The sequence below is a fragment of the Paracoccus caeni genome (genome assembly GCF_016629665.1).
Classification (GTDB): domain Bacteria; phylum Pseudomonadota; class Alphaproteobacteria; order Rhodobacterales; family Rhodobacteraceae; genus Paracoccus; species Paracoccus caeni.
Map to the genome: position 1 here is coordinate 311,642 of NZ_JAEPRQ010000002.1, position 20,241 is coordinate 331,882.

Below are 20,241 nucleotides of genomic sequence, written 5' to 3' on the forward strand. Positions count from 1 at the left end.
GAAGGAGAAAGAGCCATGAAAAAATTCATCTTGGCAAGCATCGCAAGCATCGCAGCCACCGGCGCCATTGCAGGCGGCTATGTCGCCCCGGTCGCACCTGCACCGGAAGTGCCGGTCGTCGCATCGCCGATCGTGGAAGCGTCGAACTGGCAGGGCTTCTATGCCGGTCTGCAATATGGCCAGGGCAGCGCCGATCTGGAAGGCTTCGGTGAATCGCTCGATCTGGGCGATGCGGATGCCTATGGTCTGCATGCGGGCTATAACCACGCCTTCGGCAAATTCATCCTTGGCGGCGAGCTGGATTACAACAAGCTCGACTTTGACAATGCCGACGATGACGGTGACCTGACCCGGCTGCGTGCCCGTGCAGGCTATGACATGGGCCGCTTCCTGCCCTATGTGACGCTGGGCGCTGCCCGCGTTTCGACCGACTATCAGGGCGCCGATCTGTCCGAGACCGGCATCACTTATGGCGTCGGTGCCGAATATCTGGTGACGGAGAAATTCTCGGTCGGGCTGGAATATACCCGCAACGATTTCTCGGACGTGCTCGAGGATCGCGTCGGCGACGGTCTGGATCTGGATTCCGATCTGGTGCAGGTCCGCGCCTCCTACCGGTTCTGAGCCGGAATAGGCGAAGATCAAAGCGCGGTCCATCGGGCCGCGCTTTTTTCGTATCTGAAGGTCAGGACTGCCTGATGCGCCGGATCAGATCGGCTCGATATCTCCTTCTGCCCGCTGCGCGTGGAAATCGGCCACGAAGGCGTCCAGCCGCCCGCCTGCAATCGCATCGCGCAGCCCCTGCATCAGTTCCTGAAAATAATGCAGGTTATGCCATGTCAGCAGCATGCCCGAGATCATCTCTCCGGCGCGGAAGACATGGTGCAGATAGGCCCGCGAATAACCGGTGCAAGCCGGGCAAGTGCAATTCTCGTCCAGCGGTCGCGGATCGTCGGCATGGCGGGCATTCTTGACGTTGACCTGACCGCGCCGCGTCCAGGCCTGCCCGGTCCTGCCCGAACGCGACGGCAGCACGCAATCCATCATGTCGATGCCGCGCTGGACCGCGCCGACGATATCGTCCGGCTTGCCGACGCCCATCAGATAGCGCGGTTTGTCCTGGGGGAGGAAACCCGGCGCGTAGTCGAGAACGCCGAACATCGCCTCTTGTCCCTCGCCCACGGCAAGACCGCCGACGGCGTAGCCTTCGAAATCGATGGCTTTCAGCGCCTCGGCCGATTCTTCGCGAAGATCGCGGGTGACGCCGCCCTGCATGATGCCGAACAGCGCATGACCCGGCCGGTCGCCGAATGCGTCGCGGGAACGCTGCGCCCACCGCATCGACAGACGCATGGACTTGGCGACATCTTCTTCGGTCGCAGGAAGTGCGGGGCATTCGTCGAAGGCCATGACGATGTCGCTGCCCAGAAGCCGCTGGATCTCCATGCTGGTTTCCGGCGACAGCATGTGTTTGCTGCCATCGATATGGGACGAAAAGGTGACGCCTTCTTCGGTCAGCTTGCGCAATCCGGCAAGGCTCATCACCTGAAATCCGCCCGAGTCGGTCAGGATCGGGCGATCCCAGTTCATGAATTTGTGCAGCCCGCCCATCCGCGCCACCCGTTCTGCGCCGGGGCGCAGCATCAGGTGATAGGTATTGCCCAGCAGAATATCGGCCCCGGTGGCGCGGACCGATTCCGGCAACATCGCCTTGACCGTGGCGGCGGTGCCGACCGGCATGAAGGCGGGGGTGCGGATCTCACCGCGCGGCGTGCTGATCACGCCGGTCCGCGCCTTGCCGTCGGTCGCGCTAAGGGTGAACTGGAAACGGTCGCTCATGGGGTGCCTGATCGGATGCCTAAGGGGGAACCGTGCGTATCTAACCGCTCGAAGGTCTGGCCGCAATCATGCGACGGCCTAGTGCCCGACAGAGGTCGAGAACACGTTGATGACGATCACCCCTGCAAGGATCAGGCCAAGGCCCGCCACCGCCGCCCAGTCCAGCCTTTGTTGATACCAGATCCACGCAACGGCGGTGATCAGCACGATCCCCATGCCGGACCAGATCGCATAGACGATGCCGGTCGGCATCACCCTCAGCGTTATCGACAGCAGCCAGAACGCCACGCCATAGCCCAGAACGACGATCACACTGGGCCAAAGTCTGTTGAAGCCGTCGGAACGCGCCAGCGCGGTCGTGGCGATCACTTCGGCGACAATCGCTGCCGCCAAGATCAGATAGTGCTTGGTCATGACATTCCCTCCCGCACAGGATCTGGACCGCGAGGGTCTCTGTCCCTATATAAACTCTCGGAATTGACAGGAACCCGCCATGACCGATTTGCCCGAAGGCGCGCCCCTGATCGCGCCCTCCACCACTGACCACCCGCTCTACGATCAGATCGTCGAAGCATGCAAGACGGTCTATGATCCGGAAATTCCGGTGAATATCTTTGATCTGGGGCTGATCTACACGATCGATATCAACCCCGGAAACGAGGTTCGCGTGGTGATGACCCTGACCGCCCCCGGTTGCCCCGTCGCAGGCGAGATGCCCGGTTGGGTCGCCGACGCGGTCGAGCCGATCCCCGGCGTGAAACAGGTGGATGTCGAAATGACCTTCCAGCCGCAATGGGGCATGGACATGATGTCCGATGAGGCGCGGCTGGAACTGGGCTTCATGTAAGCCTTTGGATGCTGAGGGCGGGCGCTGCAGCTTCGCCCTCAGAGACCTGCCATCTTGAGAGATCGGCCCAGAACCCTTATCTTGAGGATGCAAGACAGGAAGGTTCCTCCATGTTCGCCATCCCCGGCACCTCGCCCGTGACCATCACCCCCGCTGCCGAGCGGCAGATTGCCCGGCTGATGACCGGCAAGAACGCCTTTGGCCTGCGCATCGGGCTGAAGAAGGGCGGTTGTGCGGGCATGGAATACACGATGGATCTGGTCGAAGCCCCGAATGCCAATGAAGAGGTGATCGAACAGGGCGCGGCCCGCGTCCTGATCGCCCCGATGGCGCAGATGTATCTGTTCGGAACCGAGATCGATTATGTCACCGATCTGCTGGAATCCGGGTTCAAATTCCGCAACCCGAATGTCACCGATGCCTGTGGCTGCGGTGAATCGGTGCGGTTCGAGCCGCTGGAAGGCAGCCGCGCAGGCTGACCGCCGCGCACCATTGCAAAACCCGAAACTGATGGCGCTAATATGATTGCGCCTCGTGCCGCATCTGCCTAAGCCCTTCGCAAAAGATTTGTGGAGGATTTCAGAATGGCACCGCGCAAGCTGGCAGCAGGCAATTGGAAGATGAACGGCGATCTGGCCGCCTTGGCCGAGATCGAGACGCTGGCCAAGAACCATGCCGGTGCGGGCTGTGACATCCTGATCTGCCCGCCCGCTGTACTGATCCATCCGGCTCAGGCCGTGGCGGGTGGCGTGGTTGCCATCGGCGGACAGGATTGCCATGCGAAAAGCGCGGGCGCGCATACCGGCGACATCGCGGCCACCCAGTTGCGCGATGCGGGGGCAACCCACGTCATCCTTGGCCATTCCGAGCGCCGCGCCGATCACGGTGAAACCGATGCCGATGTGAACGCCAAGGCGCAGGCGGCCCATGCGGCTGGCCTGATCGCCGTCATCTGCGTCGGCGAGACCGAGGCACAGCGCGACGCGGGCGAGACGCTGAACGTGATCGCCACGCAACTGGCTGGCTCGATCCCCGCAGGTGCCACCGCCGCCAATACGGTGATCGCTTACGAGCCGGTCTGGGCCATCGGCACCGGCCGCACCCCTACCAATGACCAGATCGCCGAGGTTCACGCCCTGATGCGCCAGAAGCTTGAAGGCGCGATCGCCGATGCCGCCGGGACGCGCCTGCTTTATGGCGGCAGCGTGAAACCCTCGAACGCCGCCGAGATCTTTGCGATTGCCGATGTCGATGGCGCGCTGGTCGGCGGTGCCAGCCTGAAGGCCAGCGACTTCGGCGCCATCATCACCGCGCTGGATGCCGCCTGATCAGGGCTTGCGCCATTCCATGATGTGAAAATACGGGACGCGGTGATAGCGTCCCGCCACGTCGGGATCGCCACTCTCGGGCAGCGGTTCGTCATAATGGGTCAGCCGCAGCCCCTGCCCCAGCAAAAGCTGCATATATAAGCTCATCGGCCGGTGCCAGTTGCGGATATGAATGCCGCGCCAGCCGACCCATTCCGACCGGGCTTGCATGTAATCGTTGATGACGAAAAGGCGGCTGCCATCAGGCTGATGCTGCCACCCGCCCGCCGTCGCGAAACTGTTCAGGTTGACGATGATCAGCGCGCCGCCCGGTTGCAGCACCCGTGCCGCCTCGGGAATCGCCGCCTCGATCCCGTCGATGTCGATCAGCGTCAGGCAGGCGACGACCAGATCAAAGCTGGCATCCGCGAATGGCAGGCTCTCGGCCCGCGCATCGACATAACGGCCCGCCGGATCGCGCGCTTCCGCAGCCTCGCGCAGTTCGGCAGTCGGCTCGACTCCGACCACCTTGATCCCCATATCGCGCATCTTGCGGCACAACCTGCCCTCGCCGCAGCCCAGATCCAGCGCATGCCGGAAACCGCCCGCCTGGATCAGCGCCTCAACTGGCCGGTCAATCACATGCTGCCGGGCGAAATCGCCGACCTCGCCCATATCCGCAATCCACGCCCTGGCAGAGGTGCTCCAGCCATTGTCGTCATCCATCGCCTGCCTCCGCGTCGCATTCGGGAAGGCGCGTATAAGGAAGCGGCGGGCAACCGGCAAGCGATGATGCCCGGCACCGGCAATCACGGCCTATCGGCAGGGCAGTTCCGCAATGCGTTGATCCAGACGCGGATGGGCCATCGCCATGCCGGGACGTAGCCCATGACGATCCGCCTCGCCCGCCGCGATCTCAAGGATCATCTGCCGTTCGGGATTGGGATCGCCAATGGCCGCACCGGGGATCGATGTCTCATCGAAGGGCCGCGCGTTGCGATGGATGTGGCGGATCACGCCGTGGTCGTCCATGAACAGCAGATCCAGCGGAAGATAGGTGTTGCGCATCCAGAAGCTGACCTCGCGCGGGCGATCATAGATGAACAACATCCCGGCATCATCCGCCAGTTCGCGGCGATACATCAGACCGCGCGCGCGCAACTCGTCGGTATCGGCGATTTCGACATCGAAGCTTTTCACACCGGCGCCGGTCAGGAAATGCGCCTGGTCGACGCGACACGAAATCGCATCCCGAGTCTCAGCCCGGATCGGGTCAGGCAGAACGGAAAGGCTTAGAAGGACTGCCGTGACGGCAAGTTTATTCCGCCACATGGGCCAGGAATTCATCCTCTTGGTCCAGATCATCTTCCGACGAGGCGGTGCCGAACAGGCTGTCGCTTTGACGGGTGCCGTAATCCCAGCTTGTGATCTGCGCCGCCATCAGACCGCGCGGACCTTCGACCACGCGCAGACCGATTGCCTCACCAATCGTCAGATCGGCAAAACCGGAATGGCGCAGCACTTCGACATGCAGGAAGACGTCATCGGGGTGGCCGAAGATATTGGCAAAGCCGAAACCCTTGGCCTTGTCGAACCACTTCACCCGCGCGGGCCGCAAGGGCAGCGCGTCCAGATGCTCAATGATACCGTTTTCAAGATCGGCAATGGGCGCGGTGCCATCAGAGACCGGAGGCTCGATCGAGACAACCTCGGTCGCCTGAAGGCCGCGATCGGTCGGCTGCATCCAGACCGTCACGCGCGACTGATCGGCAACGGAACCACGGCCAAAATTTCTCAGAACATTGGCATGCAGAAGTATATCCGCACCGCCTTCGGAATTCAGGATGAAACCATAGCCTTTGGCCGGGTCAAACCATTTGACCACACCATGGACTAGTTTCAGCTTGCTTTCATCCGTCATCATTTCACCGCGTCGCACATCTGGTGCATAACTTGCCTTACATCCCCGTCCGGCTGCCCCAGACCGCTTCAACGAATCATATCAGTCCCGTGGACAAAGATACGCCGATGTTCGAAAATATCGTCCGGCATCTCACACGAGACGTCAAGCGTCTAAGGATACAATCGTTGCACCAACCAGTAGTTATTTGACTGTATGTCCCACCTGAACCTGTCATGCAAGCGAAACGCGCCGTCTGCCCAGAACTCAATTTGCTGTGGATGAATCCTGAACCCGCCCCAGTTCGGTGGCCGTTTTGGATCGGTCCCGTGTGTCAGCCCCATCTTGGCTGTTTCCGCTACCAGATTTCCCCGGCTCGACAGGGGCTGTGACTGTTTCGAAGCCCATGCGCCAAGCCTGCTTTGCAGGGCGCGACTGCGGTAATATTCGTCGGCCAGCGGCCCGTTTTCCCGCTCGACTACGCCGCGCACGCGGATCTGACGACGCAGGGATTTCCAGTGCATGACGAAGGCCGCCTTGCCTGTGGCGGAAATTTGCCGACCTTTGGCGCTATCATAATTGGTATAAAAGACAAAAGCGCCGTCGGTCCCCTGCCCCTCGATCTCTTTCAGCAAGACCATCCTGACATCGGGAAGCCCCTCTGCATCCACCGTCGCCAGCGCAATCGCGTTCGGATCGTTGGGTTCGACCGCTTCGGCCTCGGCCAGCCAGCGGCGCGCGATTTCGAAGGGGTCGTCGCCCGCAAAGATTCCGCTTCGATCCGCCATTCTGATTTCCTCGCGCTTGATGCCGCCTGACCTTTGCCCTAAGCAAATTTCACAATTGGTTGAAAGCGCGAGGGGCAGAGCATGTCAAGCGAGCAAAAGAATGGCCTGATGGCCGGCAAGCGCGGTCTGATCATGGGATTGGCGAATGACAAGTCAATCGCCTGGGGCATTGCGCGCGCCGTCGCGGCCCAGGGTGCCGAGCTTGCATTCTCCTATCAGGGCGAAGCGCTGAAGAAACGGGTCGATCCGTTGGCCGAGCAGCTTGGCTCGACGCTGGTGCTGCCCTGCGATGTCAGTGACGAGGCTTCCGTCGCCGCATTGTTCGACGCGCTGGAGCAGGAATGGGGCAAGCTGGACTTTGTGGTCCATGCAATCGGCTTTTCCGACAAGGATCAGCTTCGCGGGCGCTATGCCGATACGACGCGCGACAACTTCCTGATGACGATGGATATTTCGGTATTCTCGTTCACAGCGGTCGCCAAACGCGCCGCGGCGATCATGCCCGATGGCGGCAGTCTGTTGACGCTGACCTATTACGGGGCCGAGCGCGTCATGCCGCATTACAACGTCATGGGCGTTGCCAAGGCGGCGCTGGAAGCCAGCGTCCGCTATCTGGCCGAGGACTTGGGCAAGGACGGCATCCGCGTGAACTCGATCAGCGCCGGGCCGATCAAGACATTGGCCGCCAGCGGCATCGGCGATTTCCGCTATATCATGAAGTGGAACGAGCTGAATTCGCCGCTGCGCCGCAACGTGACGCAGGAAGATGTCGGAAATTCAGCGCTTTACCTGCTGTCCGATCTGGGCGCAGGCGTGACGGGTGAAACGCATCACGTCGATGCGGGCTACCATGTCGTCGGCATGAAGGCCGTTGATGCGCCCGATATCGCGGTGGTCAAGAAAGACTGACACTGAACGGATAAGGCCGGGATGATCTCGATCACGCTTCAACAGGTGATGCTGTTCATCAGTACCCTGTCCATCGCGATCCTGTCGCCCGGCCCTGCCGTGATCGCCGTCAGCCAAAGCGCCTTCGCGCTTGGGCGACAGCGCACCCTGCCCTATGCATGGGGTCTGGCGGTCGGCGCCTCGCTGTGGTCGGTCTTTGCGCTACTGGGCCTGACGGTGATTTTCCGCGTCCTCCCATGGACCTACACGGTGCTGAAGGTGGCGGGCGGCATCTATCTGATCTGGGTGGCGTGGAAGATGTGGAAACACGCGCCTGATCCGCTGCCCGATCCGGCGGAATCGCATCGAGGGCTTAGCTTCTGGGCCGGGATCGCGCTGAACCTGTCGAACCCGAAACCTGCGCTTTTCTATTCCTCGGTCCTGCTGGCGATTTTCCCGGCGGCGCTGACGGTGATGGACAAAGCCGCGATTTACGCCACGGCACTTTCGGTTGAGCTGGGCTTTTACACCGCCCTAGCTTTTCTGATGGCTTTGCCTTGGCCAAGACGCCGCTATTATGCGTCGAAATTCTGGATCGACCGGCTGGCCGGGCTGGCCATTGGCCTGCTGGGGCTGACATTGATCCTGCGCTACTGAAAAAGGGAGCTAGAAAGACAATGATGGACCGCCTTCCGCACGAGAAAGGGTTTCACGTCAGTTGGGATCAGTTGCATCGCGACGCGCGGGCATTGGCATGGCGGCTGGACGGCAATGACTGGCGGGCCGTGGTGGCGGTGACGCGCGGCGGGCTGGTCCCGGCGATGATCGTGGCCCGCGAACTGGACATTCGCACCATCGATACGATCAGCATCAAATCCTACAGTAAGCAGGAACAGGGCGGGCTGAAGGTTCTGAAACGTCCCGACCCCGAACTGATGGGCGATGGCGACGGGATTCTGGTCATCGACGATCTGGTCGATTCCGGTCGCACGCTGGAACTGATCCGCGAAATGTATCCCAAAGCGCATTTCGGCACGGTCTATGCGAAGCCGAAGGGAAAACCGATGGTTCAGACCTATGTGACCGAGGTCAGTCAGGATACGTGGATATTCTTCCCATGGGATATGGCGCTGCAATATGTCCAGCCCTATCGCGGAGAAGATTAAGCGGCGACATGCCGATGGAATTCGCTAAAACGCAAAAGTTTGGAACCTCATAGGGCGGTTAAGACTTGTCTTTTCAATCGCGCACCGGAAACGGCGTGCGGCCTACCGAAGGAGGAAAGACATGCGTAAGTTTCTTTTGACCACAGCAGTTATTCTGCCCCTCTCGATGGGAACGGCTTTTGCGCAGGAAGATCCGTCAGCACCTGCTGCAGACGATCCGGCTGCGACCGAACCGATGGGCACCGATCCGGCAGCCGCTGATGCAGCCGATCCGGCCGCCGAGGAAGCTGCGGCAGAAGCGGCAGCGGCCGAGCTTGCCGCCAGCGGCAAAGTGGTCGATCAGCAGGCCCCGAACGAGCTGCGTCTTGAATGGATCACCGATGCGACCGTCACCGCACCCGACGGCACCTCGATTGGTGAAATCAACGATCTGATCGTGGACGGCGAAAACGGCCAGATGATCGCGGCGATCATCGGTGTGGGTGGCTTCCTTGGCATTGGCCAGAAGCAGATTGCCGTTCCTTGGGAACAGCTTACGGTCAATTATGACGCGCAGGAAGTCACCAGCGACCTGACCAAGGAAGAGGCCGATGCGGCCCCGGAATATGTGTTCCGCGACCGCGATCCCGGTCCTGACGCAGCGGCTTCGGCTGATGGCGGCACCGCTCCGGCGGACCCGGCAGCGGCACCCGCCGATCCGGCAGCAGCGCCCGCCCCGGCTGATCCGGCAATGGACGCGGCCCCGGCAGATGCGGCGCCTGCGGACCCGGCGATGGAACCGGCTGACCCTGCTGCAGACCCGATGGCAGAGCCTGCCACTGACCCGGCAGCCGATCCGATGGCCGAACCCGCGCCTGAAGGCGAGGCACCGGCTGCCAACTGAACCGGACATTTCGGTCACCAGTTGGACATTCACGCTGACGAAAGGAAAAGCGGCCCATTCAGGGCCGCTTTTTCATATCACGCCGAATAGATAATTCCGGCTCAGCTATTACCACGGATAAATCGGGCCGCACCTTCGGCAGCGCGCTGAAGGGCGCGGCTTTTATTTACCGTTTCCTCAAATTCAGATTCGGGATCGCTGTCATAAACAACGCCCCCGCCAGCCTGAATATAAAGCGCCTGATCCTTGATAATCCCGGTGCGCAGCGCAATACACATATCCATTTCGCCATTCGCCGCGAAATAACCGACCGCACCGCCATAGACGCCGCGCTTTTCCGGCTCCAATTCGTCGATGATCTCCATCGCGCGAACCTTCGGAGCGCCTGAGACTGTGCCCGCAGGCATCCCCGCCATCAGCGCCGACAAGGCATCTTCGCCGTCGCGGATCTCGCCCACCACGTTCGAGACGATATGCATGACATGGCTGTAGCGTTCGATCACGAACTGCTCGGTCGGGCGAACCGTGCCGGGTCGGGCGACGCGGCCGACATCGTTGCGACCCAGATCCAGCAGCATCAGATGCTCGGCCAGCTCTTTCTGATCGGCCAGCAGATCGGCCTCCAGCGCGCGATCCTCGGCCTCGTCTGCCCCGCGCGGACGGGTGCCCGCAATCGGACGGATCGTCACTTCGCCATCGCGCAGACGCACGAGGATTTCGGGAGAGGCACCGACGATCTGGAAGCCGCCCATATTCAGGAAGAACATGAAGGGCGACGGATTGGTGCGGCGCAGGCTGCGATAAAGCGCGAAAGGCGGCAGCGGAAAATCCATCCGCCAGCGCTGCGACGGCACCACCTGAAAGATATCGCCCGCGCGGATATAGTCCTTGGCCTTCTCGACCGCCGCCAGATAATCGGCCTTGGCGAAGTTCGAGACCGGCTCGCCAATGGTCGCCTCATCGCCAAGCGCACGAGGCTCGGACGGCTGGCGGTCCAGCGACCGCAGGGCATCCATCACGCGCTCCGCAGCCTGTGCATAGGCGGCGCGGGCGCTGCCGCTGCCGTCATGCCATGCGGGCGAACACAGCGTCACCTCGCCCTTGACCCCGTCCAGAACCGCCACGACCGAAGGCCGCATCAGGATCGCATCGGGCAGGTCCAGCGGGTCGGGGTTCACATCCGGCAGATGTTCAACCAGCCGGATCATGTCATAGCCGAGATAGCCGAACAGACCCGCCGCGACCGGCGGCACACCGTCGGGCAATTCGTCGATCCGGCTTTCGGCGATCAGTGCGCGCAGACTGTCCAGCGCCGGTCCGTCCTGAACCTGATACTGGTCCGAGAAACGCGCCTGCCGGTTGATCCGGGCGCGGCCATCGCGGCAATCCCAGATCAGATCGGGCTTCATGCCGACGATGGAATAGCGGCCACGCACCTCGCCGCCGGTCACCGATTCCAGCATGAAGCTCATCGGGGCGGCTTCGGCCAGTTTCAGCATCAGGCTAACCGGCGTGTCCAGATCGGCGGCCAGACGGATCGTCACCAACTGGTTGCGACCAGCCTTCCAGCCCGCCTCGAAGGCGGCAAAATCGGGTGTCAGCTCCATTACTGAACCTGTGTTTCGACGGTGTTGATAGAGCTTTGATTGACCTCGACCCCGCCCAGACGCTGCGCCTCACGGGCATAGTAATCGAAGATGTCGCCCTGCATCGAGCCGCTCAGCCGCTCGGTGACGGCACCGGAAATGCGGCCCGCATCGGGCGTGTCCAGATCGGCCTGATGCACGGCATCCAGACGCACCAGAAACACCCGGTTCTCGGCATCGACGATCTCGATTTCGCCGGGATCGCCCATGCTGAAGGCGCGGGTGACAACATCCTGCGGCACCGTATCGATCCAGCCGTCACGGCTGATCGCCGGAGCGGCTTTCCAGTCGCGCGCAATCACGTTCGGCGCTGCGGCGGGCGCAGGCTCTGGTGCAGCATCGTCATCGCCAAGATCTGCCGGAGACTGTGCCGGAACCGCTCCATTGCTGGCCGGTGGCGTCGTCGCAAGCTGTGCCGTCGCTGCTGCCGCGTCCTGCAAGCGTTGCTCATCGGCAAGCGCCAGCAACAGCCGGTGCACCTCGCCCCGCTTCCAGTCCTCGGCGACCTCGTCACGCACCTCTTCGAAGGGGCGCAAGGTCGGCGGCACGATTTCGTCAAGGCGCAGGGCAAAGACACCGCCATCATCCAGATGCAGAATTGTCGGGAAATCGCCCTCGGACACTTCGGCGGCCTGTTCGCGGAAATCCTCGTAGCCCGCGATGCTGCCCTGTTCCGGCGCGGCACCTGCGACCCAGTCGATCTGGCCAAGCTCCATCTCGGTTTCTTCCGCGACCTGCTCAAGGCTTGAACCGCCTGCCAGCATATCCTCGAAATCATGCGAGAGGTCCTGCAACTGGCGGGCAGCGCGGTCCAGCGCCGCTTCGCCGCGCAACTCGTCACGCGCGTCCTCGAAGGGGATATTGACCGGCGCAAGGATCGCGTGGACAGCGAACAGGGCCGGGCCAAGATTGGTCTGGATCGGTTCGGTCACGCCGTTGTCCTGCAGCGCGAACACCGCCTCACCGGCATTGCCAAGCGCTTCCGCCGTCATCTCGCCAAGCTCGGCATCCTCCAGCGTCAACCCGCGCTGCTCCACCAGATCCTCGAAGCTCAGCTCGCCTGCATCGATGCGCGCCTTGGCCTCTTCTGCGGCCTCCTGCGAGGGCATCACCAGACGGCTGACAAAACGCCGCTCGGGCTTGCGGTAGGTGTCGCTCTGGCTTTCATAGACCTGACGCAAAGCCTCTTCGTCCAACTCGATCTTCGGGGCCAGCATTTCCGGGGTCAGCCAGACATAGCTGATCTTGCGAATCTCGGGCGCGGTAAAGCGGTCGGCATTGGCGCTGTGCCATGCCTTCAGCTTCTCCTCGTCAGGTTCGGTGATCGCGTTGGTCAACTGATCCGCCGTCAGTTCGCGCCATGACACATCGCGTGTCTCAAGGATCCAGTGCGCCGTGGCATCAACCATCGGCTTCGGAGCAACCACACCGCCGACAACGGCGCGTTGCAACAGAAGCCGCGATTCCTCGTCGCGGATCATCCGCTCGAACTGAGCCTCGCTCATCTGCTGGTTCCGCAGAACCTCGCTGTAGGCGGTGCGATCGAAATTGCCGTTGGGGCCACGGAAGGCCGAGATGCTGCCGATCGCGTCGCGCACCCGGTCATCGCCGACCGAGACGCCGATCCGGTTCGCCTGATCCTGCAGCGCCGCGCCGGTGAAAAGCTGCGCCCGCACGGCCTGCGGCACACCCATTTCGCGCGCCTGCGCCATGGTTACCGGCTGGCCGGTCTGCTGCTGGATCGCGTTGATCTGGTTGCGCAGGGCGCGCAGGTATTCGTCAGCGGTCACCTTGGTATCGCCGACCGAGCCGATGGCGGTTGAGCCGCTGGAAAAGCTGGTCACGCCAAAGCCGCCCAGACCAAGCACCATCAGACCCATCAACACCCAGACGATGGTCGATTTTCCATGCGTGCGCAGGTTCTTCATGCCCGGTCTTCCCTTGTCCCTTTGTCGGCTTCGTCTTTAGGGCGCGCGCGCCCGCGCCACAAGGGTTCAGGCCCGGAAGTCGCGAAGTCTCTCGGCCAGTTGACCGATCCCTGCGGCATCGACATTGGCAAAGGCGATCCGGAAATGCCGCCCGCCGGTCGGATCACCTTCGGGTGCGAACATCGTTCCGGGCAAAGCCAGCACCGAAGCATCCCGAACCAGCCGACGGGCAAGCTCTGCCGATGAAGCCTCAAACGGGTGTTCGATCCACGCGAAATAGGCGCCCGCGCTTTTCAGCCGCCATCCCGGCAGCGCCCCCAGTTCAGCAATACATGCGGCGCGGCGGGCAAGGATTTCATCCCGCTCGCCCGCCAGCCATTGCCGCAGGTTCCGCATCCCCCAGACCGCACCGATCTGACCAAGCTGCGAGGTCGAGATGGCGACCGTATCCAGAAACTTCTCGACCTCGGCCATGCGGTCGGTTCCGGTGATCATCGCACCGACACGGTGGCCGGTCAGCCGGTAAGCCTTCGAGAAGCTGTAAAGCTGGATCAACGAGCGGTCCCAGTCGGGTCGCGTCAGCAGATCATGCGGCGCACCGCTGCGGCTGTCGAAGTCGCGATAGGTCTCGTCAAGGATCAGCACAAGGCCATGGCGCTGGACCAGATCATGAAACGCCGCGACCAGACCGGCGGGATATTCGGCCCCTGTCGGATTGTTCGGCGTGACCAGAACGATGGCGCGGGTTCGGTCCGAAATCAGCGCCTCGGCCTGATCAGGGTCGGGCAACATCCCCTCGCCACAGGGCAGCGGCACCGTGGTGATGCCCTGCATATCAAGCCACATCTTGTGATTGAAATACCATGGCGTCGGCAGAATGATCTCATCCCCCGGCCCGGCAAGCGTCGTCACCGCCGCGCAGAACGCCTGATTGCAGCCCTGCGTGATCGCGACATGAGCGGCGGAAACCTGACCGCCATAGGCCCCGCTGAATTCCTCGGCCACGGCATCGCGCAGATCGGTATTGCCCAGAACCGGGCCGTAAAGATGCGCCTGCGGCAGGTTCAACGCCGCCTCGGCAATGGCGCGGCGCAGCGGCTCGGGCGGCGGATCGACCGGCGCGGCCTGACTGACATTGATCAGCAGGCGGTCTGCGGGAAATGTGACCCCGTCCAGCCAACGGCGGGCTTCCATCACCGGCGGCGCGAAGGTGGCGGCAATGGCGGGATTGAATGGGGGCATGTCAGTCACCGTTTTGTGCGGGGTCCATGCCGCGCAGTTCGGACAGATCGGGCGGCAGCGACAGGTCGGGCATGGGCGACGGAAGCCTGGGCGTGCCCGGCAGCGCCGATCTTCCCGCCGCACCGACCGAGCCTGACTCGGCTTCGGCCACAGCGTCGATCATCGTTGCCACCGGCTGCGATTCGACCGCGCGCAACAGGACCATCGACTTGTTGGGCAACAGATCCGGCCCGCCCACACGGCCAAGTCCGGGCACATCACGGACCGCATTCGGCGCGTCGGCTGCGGGCGGATCACTGCGCAAGGTGGCAGTCGCGGTCGGTCGGTCGATTTGTGATGCAACCTCGGCCTCGGCCTTCTGCCGCTGTTCAGCGTCCTTCTCTGGTGCAGAGGGCCGTGCCCCTTCCGCCGAGACCGCTGTCGGCGCCAGTTCCGTCACCGGCGCCCAGACGGCCTGCGGCTCGGCCTGACGACGCGCGGCGTCCGGCAGGGTCAGCGGCTCGGGCATGACCGGCAGCACGTCCCCGCCCCGGCCGAATTCGGAGCCGACGGGAAGATCGACAGCCGATGCCAAAGGCTCGGAGACAGCGGCAGTCTGTGGGCTGACAGGTGCCACAACAGGCGAAGATGCAGCCATCTCCGTCTCGGGGGCCGCAACCGCCTGTTCGGCAGTTTCGCTCATCACGACGACAGGCGCGTCCCCGACCCCGACCTCGATGTCGGGCTGGCTCTGCTCCTGCGCCTCGGTCACGGGTGGGGCTTCTGCTGCAGTCACCTGCTCTTCCGTCGGGCGATCCTGCCGGGATGGCGGCACTGCCAGCGAAACAACGGTCAGAGCGGCGCCGCTCAGCGCCACACCATGAACCAGACCCTTCAAGAAACCGCGTGCCATATGCCTCTTCTTGTCCCTGCCGGTCTTGACCGCCCGGCGCGCTTTGCCCCATCTATAGCGGACCCGTTTCCCCGGGGGAACCGCCCGATCACACGGCAGCAATCAAGGCGCGCGACAATGATCCTTCTGATCGACAATTACGACAGCTTCACCTGGAACCTCGTTCACTACATGGGCGAGGCAGGCGCGGATGTCGTCGTGCGCCGGAATGATGCTTTGACCGTCGATGAGGCGATGGCAATGAACCCTGACGGGATCGTGATCTCGCCCGGCCCCTGCGAGCCTGCACAGGCGGGGATCTGCATCGATCTGATCCGGGCGGCGGCGGAACGCAGCCTGCCTGTGCTGGGCGTTTGCCTTGGCCATCAGGCCATCGGCGAGGCGTTCGGCGGCAAGATCGTCCGCGCCAACCGCATCCTGCACGGCAAGGTGGATAATATCGATCATGACGGCACCGGCGTTTTCGCGGGCCTGCCCTCGCCGCTGAAAGCCACGCGCTACCATTCGCTGACGGTCGAGCCGGAAAGCCTGCCAAACAGCCTGCGCGTCACCGCGACCTCGGATGACGGCACCATCATGGGCCTGATCCACGAGGCATTGCCGATCGAGGGTGTGCAGTTTCACCCCGAATCGATTGCCTCGGAATACGGCCATGACATGATCCGCACCTTCCTTGCCCGCTGCACCAGCCACGAGGCTGCTGCATGAGCCAGCCGACCGACCTGCGCCCGCTGATCGGCATCGCCGCCACCCGCCCGCTGACCGGAACCGAGGCCGAGGCCGCCTTCTCGGCCCTGTTCGACGGCGCGGCAACGCCCGCGCAGATCGGCGGGCTGCTGATGGCGTTGCGGGTCCGGGGCGAGACGGTCGATGAAATCGCCGCCGCCGCCCGTGCGATGCGCAACCGGATGAACCGGATCGAGGCGCCTGCCGGGGCGATGGACATCGTCGGCACCGGCGGCGACGGCAAGGGCACGCTGAACATCTCGACCGCGACGGCCTTCGTGGTGGCGGGGGCTGGCGTGCCGGTGGCCAAGCACGGCAACCGCAATCTCAGCTCGAAATCGGGGGCGGCGGATGCGCTGACCCAGATGGGGATCAACGTGATGGGCGGCCCGCCGGTCGCGCAACAGGCGCTGCGTCAGGCGGGCATCTGCTTCATGATGGCGCCGATGCACCACCCGGCCATGCGCCATGTCGGCCCGCCCCGCGCCGAATTGGGCACCCGCACCGTCTTCAACCTGCTTGGCCCGCTGACCAACCCGGCCTCGGCCCGCCGTCAACTGACCGGCGCCTTCAGCACCGACTGGATCCGCCCGATGGCCGAGGTTCTGCGCGACCTTGGCTCGGACGCGGCATGGCTGGTCCACGGCCATGACGGCACCGACGAAATCAGCATCGCCGGCGAAACCTCGGTCGCGGCGCTGAAGGATGGTCAGATCAGCGAATTCATCGTCACGCCCGAAGATGCGGGCCTGCAACGCCACCCGTTCGAGGCGATCATCGGCGGCGAGCCTTCCGAAAACGCCGCCGCTTTCCGGGCGTTGCTGAATGGCGAAACCGGCGCCTATCGCGATGCGGTGCTGCTGAACGCGGCTGCGGCGCTGCTGATCGCCGAGAAGGTCACCGACCTGCGCGAAGGCGCTGCAATGGCGGCCGACGCGATTGATAGCGGCGCGGCACGAGCAAAGCTCGCGGCATTGGCCGAAGTCACCGGACCGCCCGAAGCGTGAAACCTCCGCAGCCTTGGGCGCATCTGCCCTTCTTCCAGAACCAATGGCCGAAACTGCGCATGCGGCTGGAGACGGCGGGCGAATGGTTCCCCGGCCCCGACCGCCTGTTCGCCGCGCTTGAAGCGACCGCGCCCGAAAACACCCGCGTGGTGATTTTGGGCCAAGACCCCTACCCGACGCCGGGCCATGCGAACGGCCTTGCCTTCTCGGTCAACCCCGACATCGCCCTGCCCCGCTCGCTGAAGAATATCTTCACCGAACTGCACGACGATCTGGGCGGCACCCCCGCCACCGGCGATCTGACCCATTGGGCAAAACAGGGCGTGCTGCTGCTGAACACATCACTGTCAGTCTTGCCGGGGGCTGCGGGCGCTCATGCCAAATGGGGTTGGGACGAGTTGGCCCGTCAGGCCGTCACGGAAGCCCAAAAGCACGGCCCTCTCGCCTTCCTCCTCTGGGGCGCACATGCGCAAAAGGCGATGGCGGGCCTGCCCCGTCCGACCGACCTGACCATCGCCACCGCCCATCCCTCGCCGCTCTCGGCCCGGCGCGGCTTCTTCGGCAGCCGCCCCTTCAGCCGCATCAATGACTGGCTGACCGAAAACCACCGCGCGCCGATCAACTGGACCGCCTGATTTCTTCGTTGTTCAAATACCGAAATGGCAACGCCCCTTCCCTCGTGCCCGTCAGAGCGTTAGAACCTTCGCATGGATATTCTGGACAAGATCAAAGCCTATAAGCTGGACGAAATCGCCGCTGCGAAGCGCGCACGTCCGCTGGCCGATATAGAGGCCGCCGCCCGCGTCGCCTCGGTCCCGCGCGGTTTCGCCGCAGCGCTCAGTGCAAAAGCCGCGCAAGGCCCGGCGCTGATCGCCGAGATAAAGAAGGCCAGCCCCTCGAAGGGCCTGATCCGCCCCGATTTTGATCCGCCCGCTTTGGCCCGCGCCTATCAGACCGGGGGTGCCGCCTGTCTGTCGGTGCTGACCGATGCGCCCAGCTTTCAGGGCGCGCCTGAATTCCTGACCGCCGCCCGCGATGCCTGCGACCTGCCCGCCCTGCGCAAGGATTTCCTCTACGACACCTATCAGGTGGCCGAGGCTCGGGCATGGGGGGCCGATTGCATCCTGATCATCATGGCCTCGGTCGATGATACGCTGGCGGCCGAGTTGGAAGACGCCGCGACCCATTGGGGCATGGACGCGCTGATCGAGGTGCACGACGCGGACGAACTCGACCGCGCCCTGCGGCTGAAATCGCCGATGATCGGCATCAACAACCGCAACCTGAAAACGTTCGAGGTGACGCTGGATGTCACCCGTCAGCTTGCCCCGCGCATTCCTTCGGATCGCGATGTGGTCTGCGAAAGCGGGCTTTTCACCCCGCAGGATCTGGCCGCAATGATAAAGGTCGGCGCAAGCCGCTTCCTCATCGGCGAAAGCCTGATGCGGCAGGATGACGTAGCGGCGGCGACGCGCCAAATCCTTGATGTGGCTGCGGAAACCGCGCCATGAGCCTGACGCATTTCGACAGCGCCGGTCAGGCGCATATGGTCGATGTGTCGGGCAAACAGGAAACCGCACGCGAGGCCGTGGCCGAAGGTCTGGTCATCATGTCGCCGGAAACGCTGGCGCTTGCCCAAGGCGGCACGGCCAAAGGCGATGTGTTGGGCGTGGCGCGGCTTGCGGGGATCATGGGCGCGAAACGCACCTCTGACCTGATCCCGCTCTGCCATCCTTTGCCCATCGCCAAGGTCGCGCTGGACCTGACCCCCGACGCCACCCTTCCCGGCATCCGCGTCACAGCAACGGTGCGCACCACCGGCCGCACCGGCGTCGAGATGGAGGCGCTGACGGCGGTGACAACCGCTTGCCTGACCATCTATGACATGCTGAAAGCCGCCGAAAAATCCATGCGGATCGAGGGGATACGCCTTCTGCGCAAGGAAGGCGGCAAGTCCGGGCTTTACGAGGCGCAGGCGTGATTTCCGTCGATGAGGCGCTGGCCCGCGTTCTGGCGCTGGCAAGCCCGCCGCAGCCCGAACTGGTATCCTTGGCCGATGCCGCTGGCCGCGCTCTGCTGGAACCTGCCATCGCCCGGCTGACGCAACCGCCTTTCGATGCGGCGGCGATGGACGGCTATGCGCTACGCGATACCGATCTGTCGCAACCGCTTCGGATTATTGGCGAATCCGCCGCGGGTCATCCGTGGCAGGGCACGCCCGAGCCGCTGACCGCGATCCGCATTTTCACCGGCGCGCCGGTTCCTGCGGGCTATGACCGCGTGGTGATGCAGGAACACACCAACCGCGACGGCGATATCCTGACGGTGACCGAGCGGCAAACCGGCACTCATATCCGCGCCCGCGGCAATGATTTCGCAGCAGGCGACAGCCTCACCCCCGGTCGTCGCCTGAATGCCGCCGATATCGGGCTGTTGGCCGCAATGAATATCCCCGAAATTACCGTTGCCCGTGCCCCGCGCGTCGCCATTCTGGCAGGCGGTGACGAGTTGATTCCGCCCGGTCAGACCCCGAATGAGGGGCAAATCATCTCGTCCAACGATCTCGCCATCGCCGCTTTGGTGGCCGAGGCCGGTGGCATCCCGCAAATTCTTCCGATCGCCCGCGACACCGAACAAAGCCTGCGCGACAGCTTTGCGGCGGCGTCGAACGCGGACCTGATCGTGACCATCGGCGGCGCCTCGGTCGGCGATCATGATCTGGTCGGCAAGGTCGCCGCCGATCTGGGGATGGAGCGCGCTTTCTATAAACTCGCCATGCGTCCGGGCAAGCCGTTGATGGCAGGTATGCTAGGCAAATCCGCCATGCTTGGACTGCCGGGAAATCCAGTCTCGGCAATTGTTTGCGGCACCTTATTCATGCAACCCCTGATCCGCGCGATGCAGGGACTTCCCCCCGGCCTGCACCCGCGCCGCGCCCGTCTGGCGGTTGATCTTGGCCCCGAAGGCGACCGCCAGCATTATCAGCGCGCCACCCTTGCCGATGGTGACGATCTGCCGCTTCTGACCCCATTTTCGGATCAAGATTCCGCGCGGCTGGCACTGATGTCGCAGGCCGATGCCCTGCTGATCCGCCCAACGCACGATCCGGCCCGAAAGGCTGGCGAGATGGTCGATTTCCTGCCGCTGCGGCCCCGTTAACTGCTTCTTCACATGGTTCTGGT

24 protein-coding genes are annotated in these 20,241 nt (G+C 63.4%); 14 read left to right on the forward strand and 10 right to left on the reverse strand.

What is annotated here, in order from left to right:
- The first annotated feature begins 15 nt into the window (after positions 1–15).
- A complete protein-coding gene (locus JJJ17_RS08280; protein WP_200685328.1) occupies positions 16–624 on the forward strand; it encodes an outer membrane protein in 609 nt (202 codons plus the stop codon).
- An 84-nt stretch (positions 625–708) separates the two neighbouring features.
- Here JJJ17_RS08280 and tgt read toward each other — a convergent pair whose 3' ends face one another.
- Both tgt and JJJ17_RS08290 read right to left on the reverse strand, forming a co-directional pair.
- Positions 709–1,839: a tRNA guanosine(34) transglycosylase Tgt gene (gene tgt / locus JJJ17_RS08285; protein WP_200685330.1), complete on the reverse strand. Its 1,131-nt coding sequence runs from the start codon at positions 1,837–1,839 to the stop codon at positions 709–711.
- Positions 1,840–1,917: 78 nt separating this feature from the next.
- Positions 1,918–2,253, reverse strand: a complete 336-nt coding sequence (locus JJJ17_RS08290; protein WP_200685332.1) for a DMT family transporter — start codon at positions 2,251–2,253, stop codon at positions 1,918–1,920.
- 79 nt (positions 2,254–2,332) lie between these two features.
- Here JJJ17_RS08290 and JJJ17_RS08295 point away from each other — a divergent pair, with 79 nt between their 5' ends.
- The 3 genes from JJJ17_RS08295 to tpiA all read left to right on the forward strand — a co-directional run bounded on the left by JJJ17_RS08295 (position 2,333) and on the right by tpiA (position 4,014).
- On the forward strand, positions 2,333–2,686 hold the full coding sequence (locus JJJ17_RS08295; RefSeq protein ID WP_200685334.1) for an SUF system Fe-S cluster assembly protein: 354 nt from the start codon (positions 2,333–2,335) through the stop codon (positions 2,684–2,686).
- Positions 2,687–2,796: 110 nt separating this feature from the next.
- Complete coding sequence (locus tag JJJ17_RS08300) at positions 2,797–3,165, forward strand: HesB/IscA family protein (protein ID WP_200685336.1); 369 nt, start codon at positions 2,797–2,799, stop codon at positions 3,163–3,165.
- Between the two features lie 105 nt (positions 3,166–3,270).
- Complete coding sequence (gene tpiA, locus JJJ17_RS08305) at positions 3,271–4,014, forward strand: triose-phosphate isomerase (protein ID WP_200685338.1); 744 nt, start codon at positions 3,271–3,273, stop codon at positions 4,012–4,014.
- Here tpiA and JJJ17_RS08310 read toward each other — a convergent pair whose 3' ends face one another.
- The 4 genes from JJJ17_RS08310 to pdxH all read right to left on the reverse strand — a co-directional run bounded on the left by JJJ17_RS08310 (position 4,015) and on the right by pdxH (position 6,681).
- The gene (locus JJJ17_RS08310; protein WP_200685340.1) at positions 4,015–4,719 is read right to left on the reverse strand and encodes a class I SAM-dependent methyltransferase; all 705 of its coding nucleotides are present in this window, start codon (positions 4,717–4,719) and stop codon (positions 4,015–4,017) included.
- A 90-nt stretch (positions 4,720–4,809) separates the two neighbouring features.
- Positions 4,810–5,193, reverse strand: a complete 384-nt coding sequence (locus JJJ17_RS20535; RefSeq protein ID WP_325168788.1) for a DUF192 domain-containing protein — start codon at positions 5,191–5,193, stop codon at positions 4,810–4,812.
- 118 nt (positions 5,194–5,311) lie between these two features.
- Positions 5,312–5,917 (reverse strand): cold-shock protein, encoded by a 606-nt coding sequence (locus tag JJJ17_RS08320; RefSeq protein ID WP_200685342.1) that lies wholly within the window; start codon positions 5,915–5,917, stop codon positions 5,312–5,314.
- A gap of 149 nt (positions 5,918–6,066) precedes the next feature.
- A complete protein-coding gene (pdxH, locus tag JJJ17_RS08325) occupies positions 6,067–6,681 on the reverse strand; it encodes a pyridoxamine 5'-phosphate oxidase (protein ID WP_200685344.1) in 615 nt (204 codons plus the stop codon).
- Between the two features lie 81 nt (positions 6,682–6,762).
- On the opposite strand from pdxH, the gene fabI reads away from it, so the two are divergent.
- The 4 genes from fabI to JJJ17_RS08345 all read left to right on the forward strand — a co-directional run bounded on the left by fabI (position 6,763) and on the right by JJJ17_RS08345 (position 9,618).
- Complete coding sequence (gene fabI / locus JJJ17_RS08330; protein WP_200685346.1) at positions 6,763–7,590, forward strand: enoyl-ACP reductase FabI; 828 nt, start codon at positions 6,763–6,765, stop codon at positions 7,588–7,590.
- 21 nt (positions 7,591–7,611) lie between these two features.
- A complete protein-coding gene (locus JJJ17_RS08335) occupies positions 7,612–8,226 on the forward strand; it encodes a LysE family translocator (RefSeq protein ID WP_234463983.1) in 615 nt (204 codons plus the stop codon).
- 20 nt (positions 8,227–8,246) lie between these two features.
- Positions 8,247–8,735 carry a xanthine phosphoribosyltransferase gene (gpt, locus tag JJJ17_RS08340; protein WP_200685348.1) on the forward strand — a complete coding sequence of 163 codons (489 nt, stop codon included), beginning with the start codon at positions 8,247–8,249 and terminating at the stop codon, positions 8,733–8,735.
- 121 nt (positions 8,736–8,856) lie between these two features.
- Positions 8,857–9,618: a PRC-barrel domain-containing protein gene (locus tag JJJ17_RS08345; protein ID WP_200685350.1), complete on the forward strand. Its 762-nt coding sequence runs from the start codon at positions 8,857–8,859 to the stop codon at positions 9,616–9,618.
- 101 nt (positions 9,619–9,719) lie between these two features.
- Here JJJ17_RS08345 and trpE read toward each other — a convergent pair whose 3' ends face one another.
- The 4 genes from trpE to JJJ17_RS08365 form a co-directional block, all read right to left on the reverse strand.
- Entirely contained in the window at positions 9,720–11,225 is a 1,506-nt protein-coding gene (gene trpE, locus JJJ17_RS08350; protein WP_200685352.1) for an anthranilate synthase component I, read from the reverse strand.
- Positions 11,225–13,192, reverse strand: coding sequence for a peptidylprolyl isomerase (locus JJJ17_RS08355; protein ID WP_234463984.1), 1,968 nt, complete (start codon positions 13,190–13,192; stop codon positions 11,225–11,227). Before JJJ17_RS08355 ends, trpE begins: the two co-directional genes overlap by 1 nt.
- A gap of 66 nt (positions 13,193–13,258) precedes the next feature.
- Positions 13,259–14,434 carry an aminotransferase gene (locus tag JJJ17_RS08360; RefSeq protein WP_200685354.1) on the reverse strand — a complete coding sequence of 392 codons (1,176 nt, stop codon included), beginning with the start codon at positions 14,432–14,434 and terminating at the stop codon, positions 13,259–13,261.
- Position 14,435: 1 nt separating this feature from the next.
- Positions 14,436–15,326: a hypothetical protein gene (locus JJJ17_RS08365; RefSeq protein ID WP_200685356.1), complete on the reverse strand. Its 891-nt coding sequence runs from the start codon at positions 15,324–15,326 to the stop codon at positions 14,436–14,438.
- A 117-nt stretch (positions 15,327–15,443) separates the two neighbouring features.
- Between JJJ17_RS08365 and JJJ17_RS08370 the strand changes: the two genes are divergently transcribed.
- The 6 genes from JJJ17_RS08370 (at position 15,444) to JJJ17_RS08395 (ending at position 20,218) form a co-directional block, all read left to right on the forward strand.
- Positions 15,444–16,034, forward strand: a complete 591-nt coding sequence (locus tag JJJ17_RS08370; RefSeq protein WP_200685358.1) for an anthranilate synthase component II — start codon at positions 15,444–15,446, stop codon at positions 16,032–16,034.
- Positions 16,031–17,059 (forward strand): anthranilate phosphoribosyltransferase, encoded by a 1,029-nt coding sequence (gene trpD, locus JJJ17_RS08375; protein WP_200685360.1) that lies wholly within the window; start codon positions 16,031–16,033, stop codon positions 17,057–17,059. Before JJJ17_RS08370 ends, trpD begins: the two co-directional genes overlap by 4 nt.
- Complete coding sequence (locus JJJ17_RS08380; RefSeq protein ID WP_325168790.1) at positions 17,056–17,694, forward strand: uracil-DNA glycosylase; 639 nt, start codon at positions 17,056–17,058, stop codon at positions 17,692–17,694. Before trpD ends, JJJ17_RS08380 begins: the two co-directional genes overlap by 4 nt.
- A gap of 72 nt (positions 17,695–17,766) precedes the next feature.
- On the forward strand, positions 17,767–18,570 hold the full coding sequence (gene trpC / locus JJJ17_RS08385; protein WP_200685362.1) for an indole-3-glycerol phosphate synthase TrpC: 804 nt from the start codon (positions 17,767–17,769) through the stop codon (positions 18,568–18,570).
- The gene (gene moaC / locus JJJ17_RS08390) at positions 18,567–19,040 is read left to right on the forward strand and encodes a cyclic pyranopterin monophosphate synthase MoaC (RefSeq protein WP_200685364.1); all 474 of its coding nucleotides are present in this window, start codon (positions 18,567–18,569) and stop codon (positions 19,038–19,040) included. Before trpC ends, moaC begins: the two co-directional genes overlap by 4 nt.
- Positions 19,037–20,218 (forward strand): molybdopterin molybdotransferase MoeA, encoded by a 1,182-nt coding sequence (locus JJJ17_RS08395; protein ID WP_200685366.1) that lies wholly within the window; start codon positions 19,037–19,039, stop codon positions 20,216–20,218. The genes moaC and JJJ17_RS08395 overlap by 4 nt, the downstream gene beginning before the upstream one ends.
- Positions 20,219–20,241 lie beyond the last annotated feature (23 nt).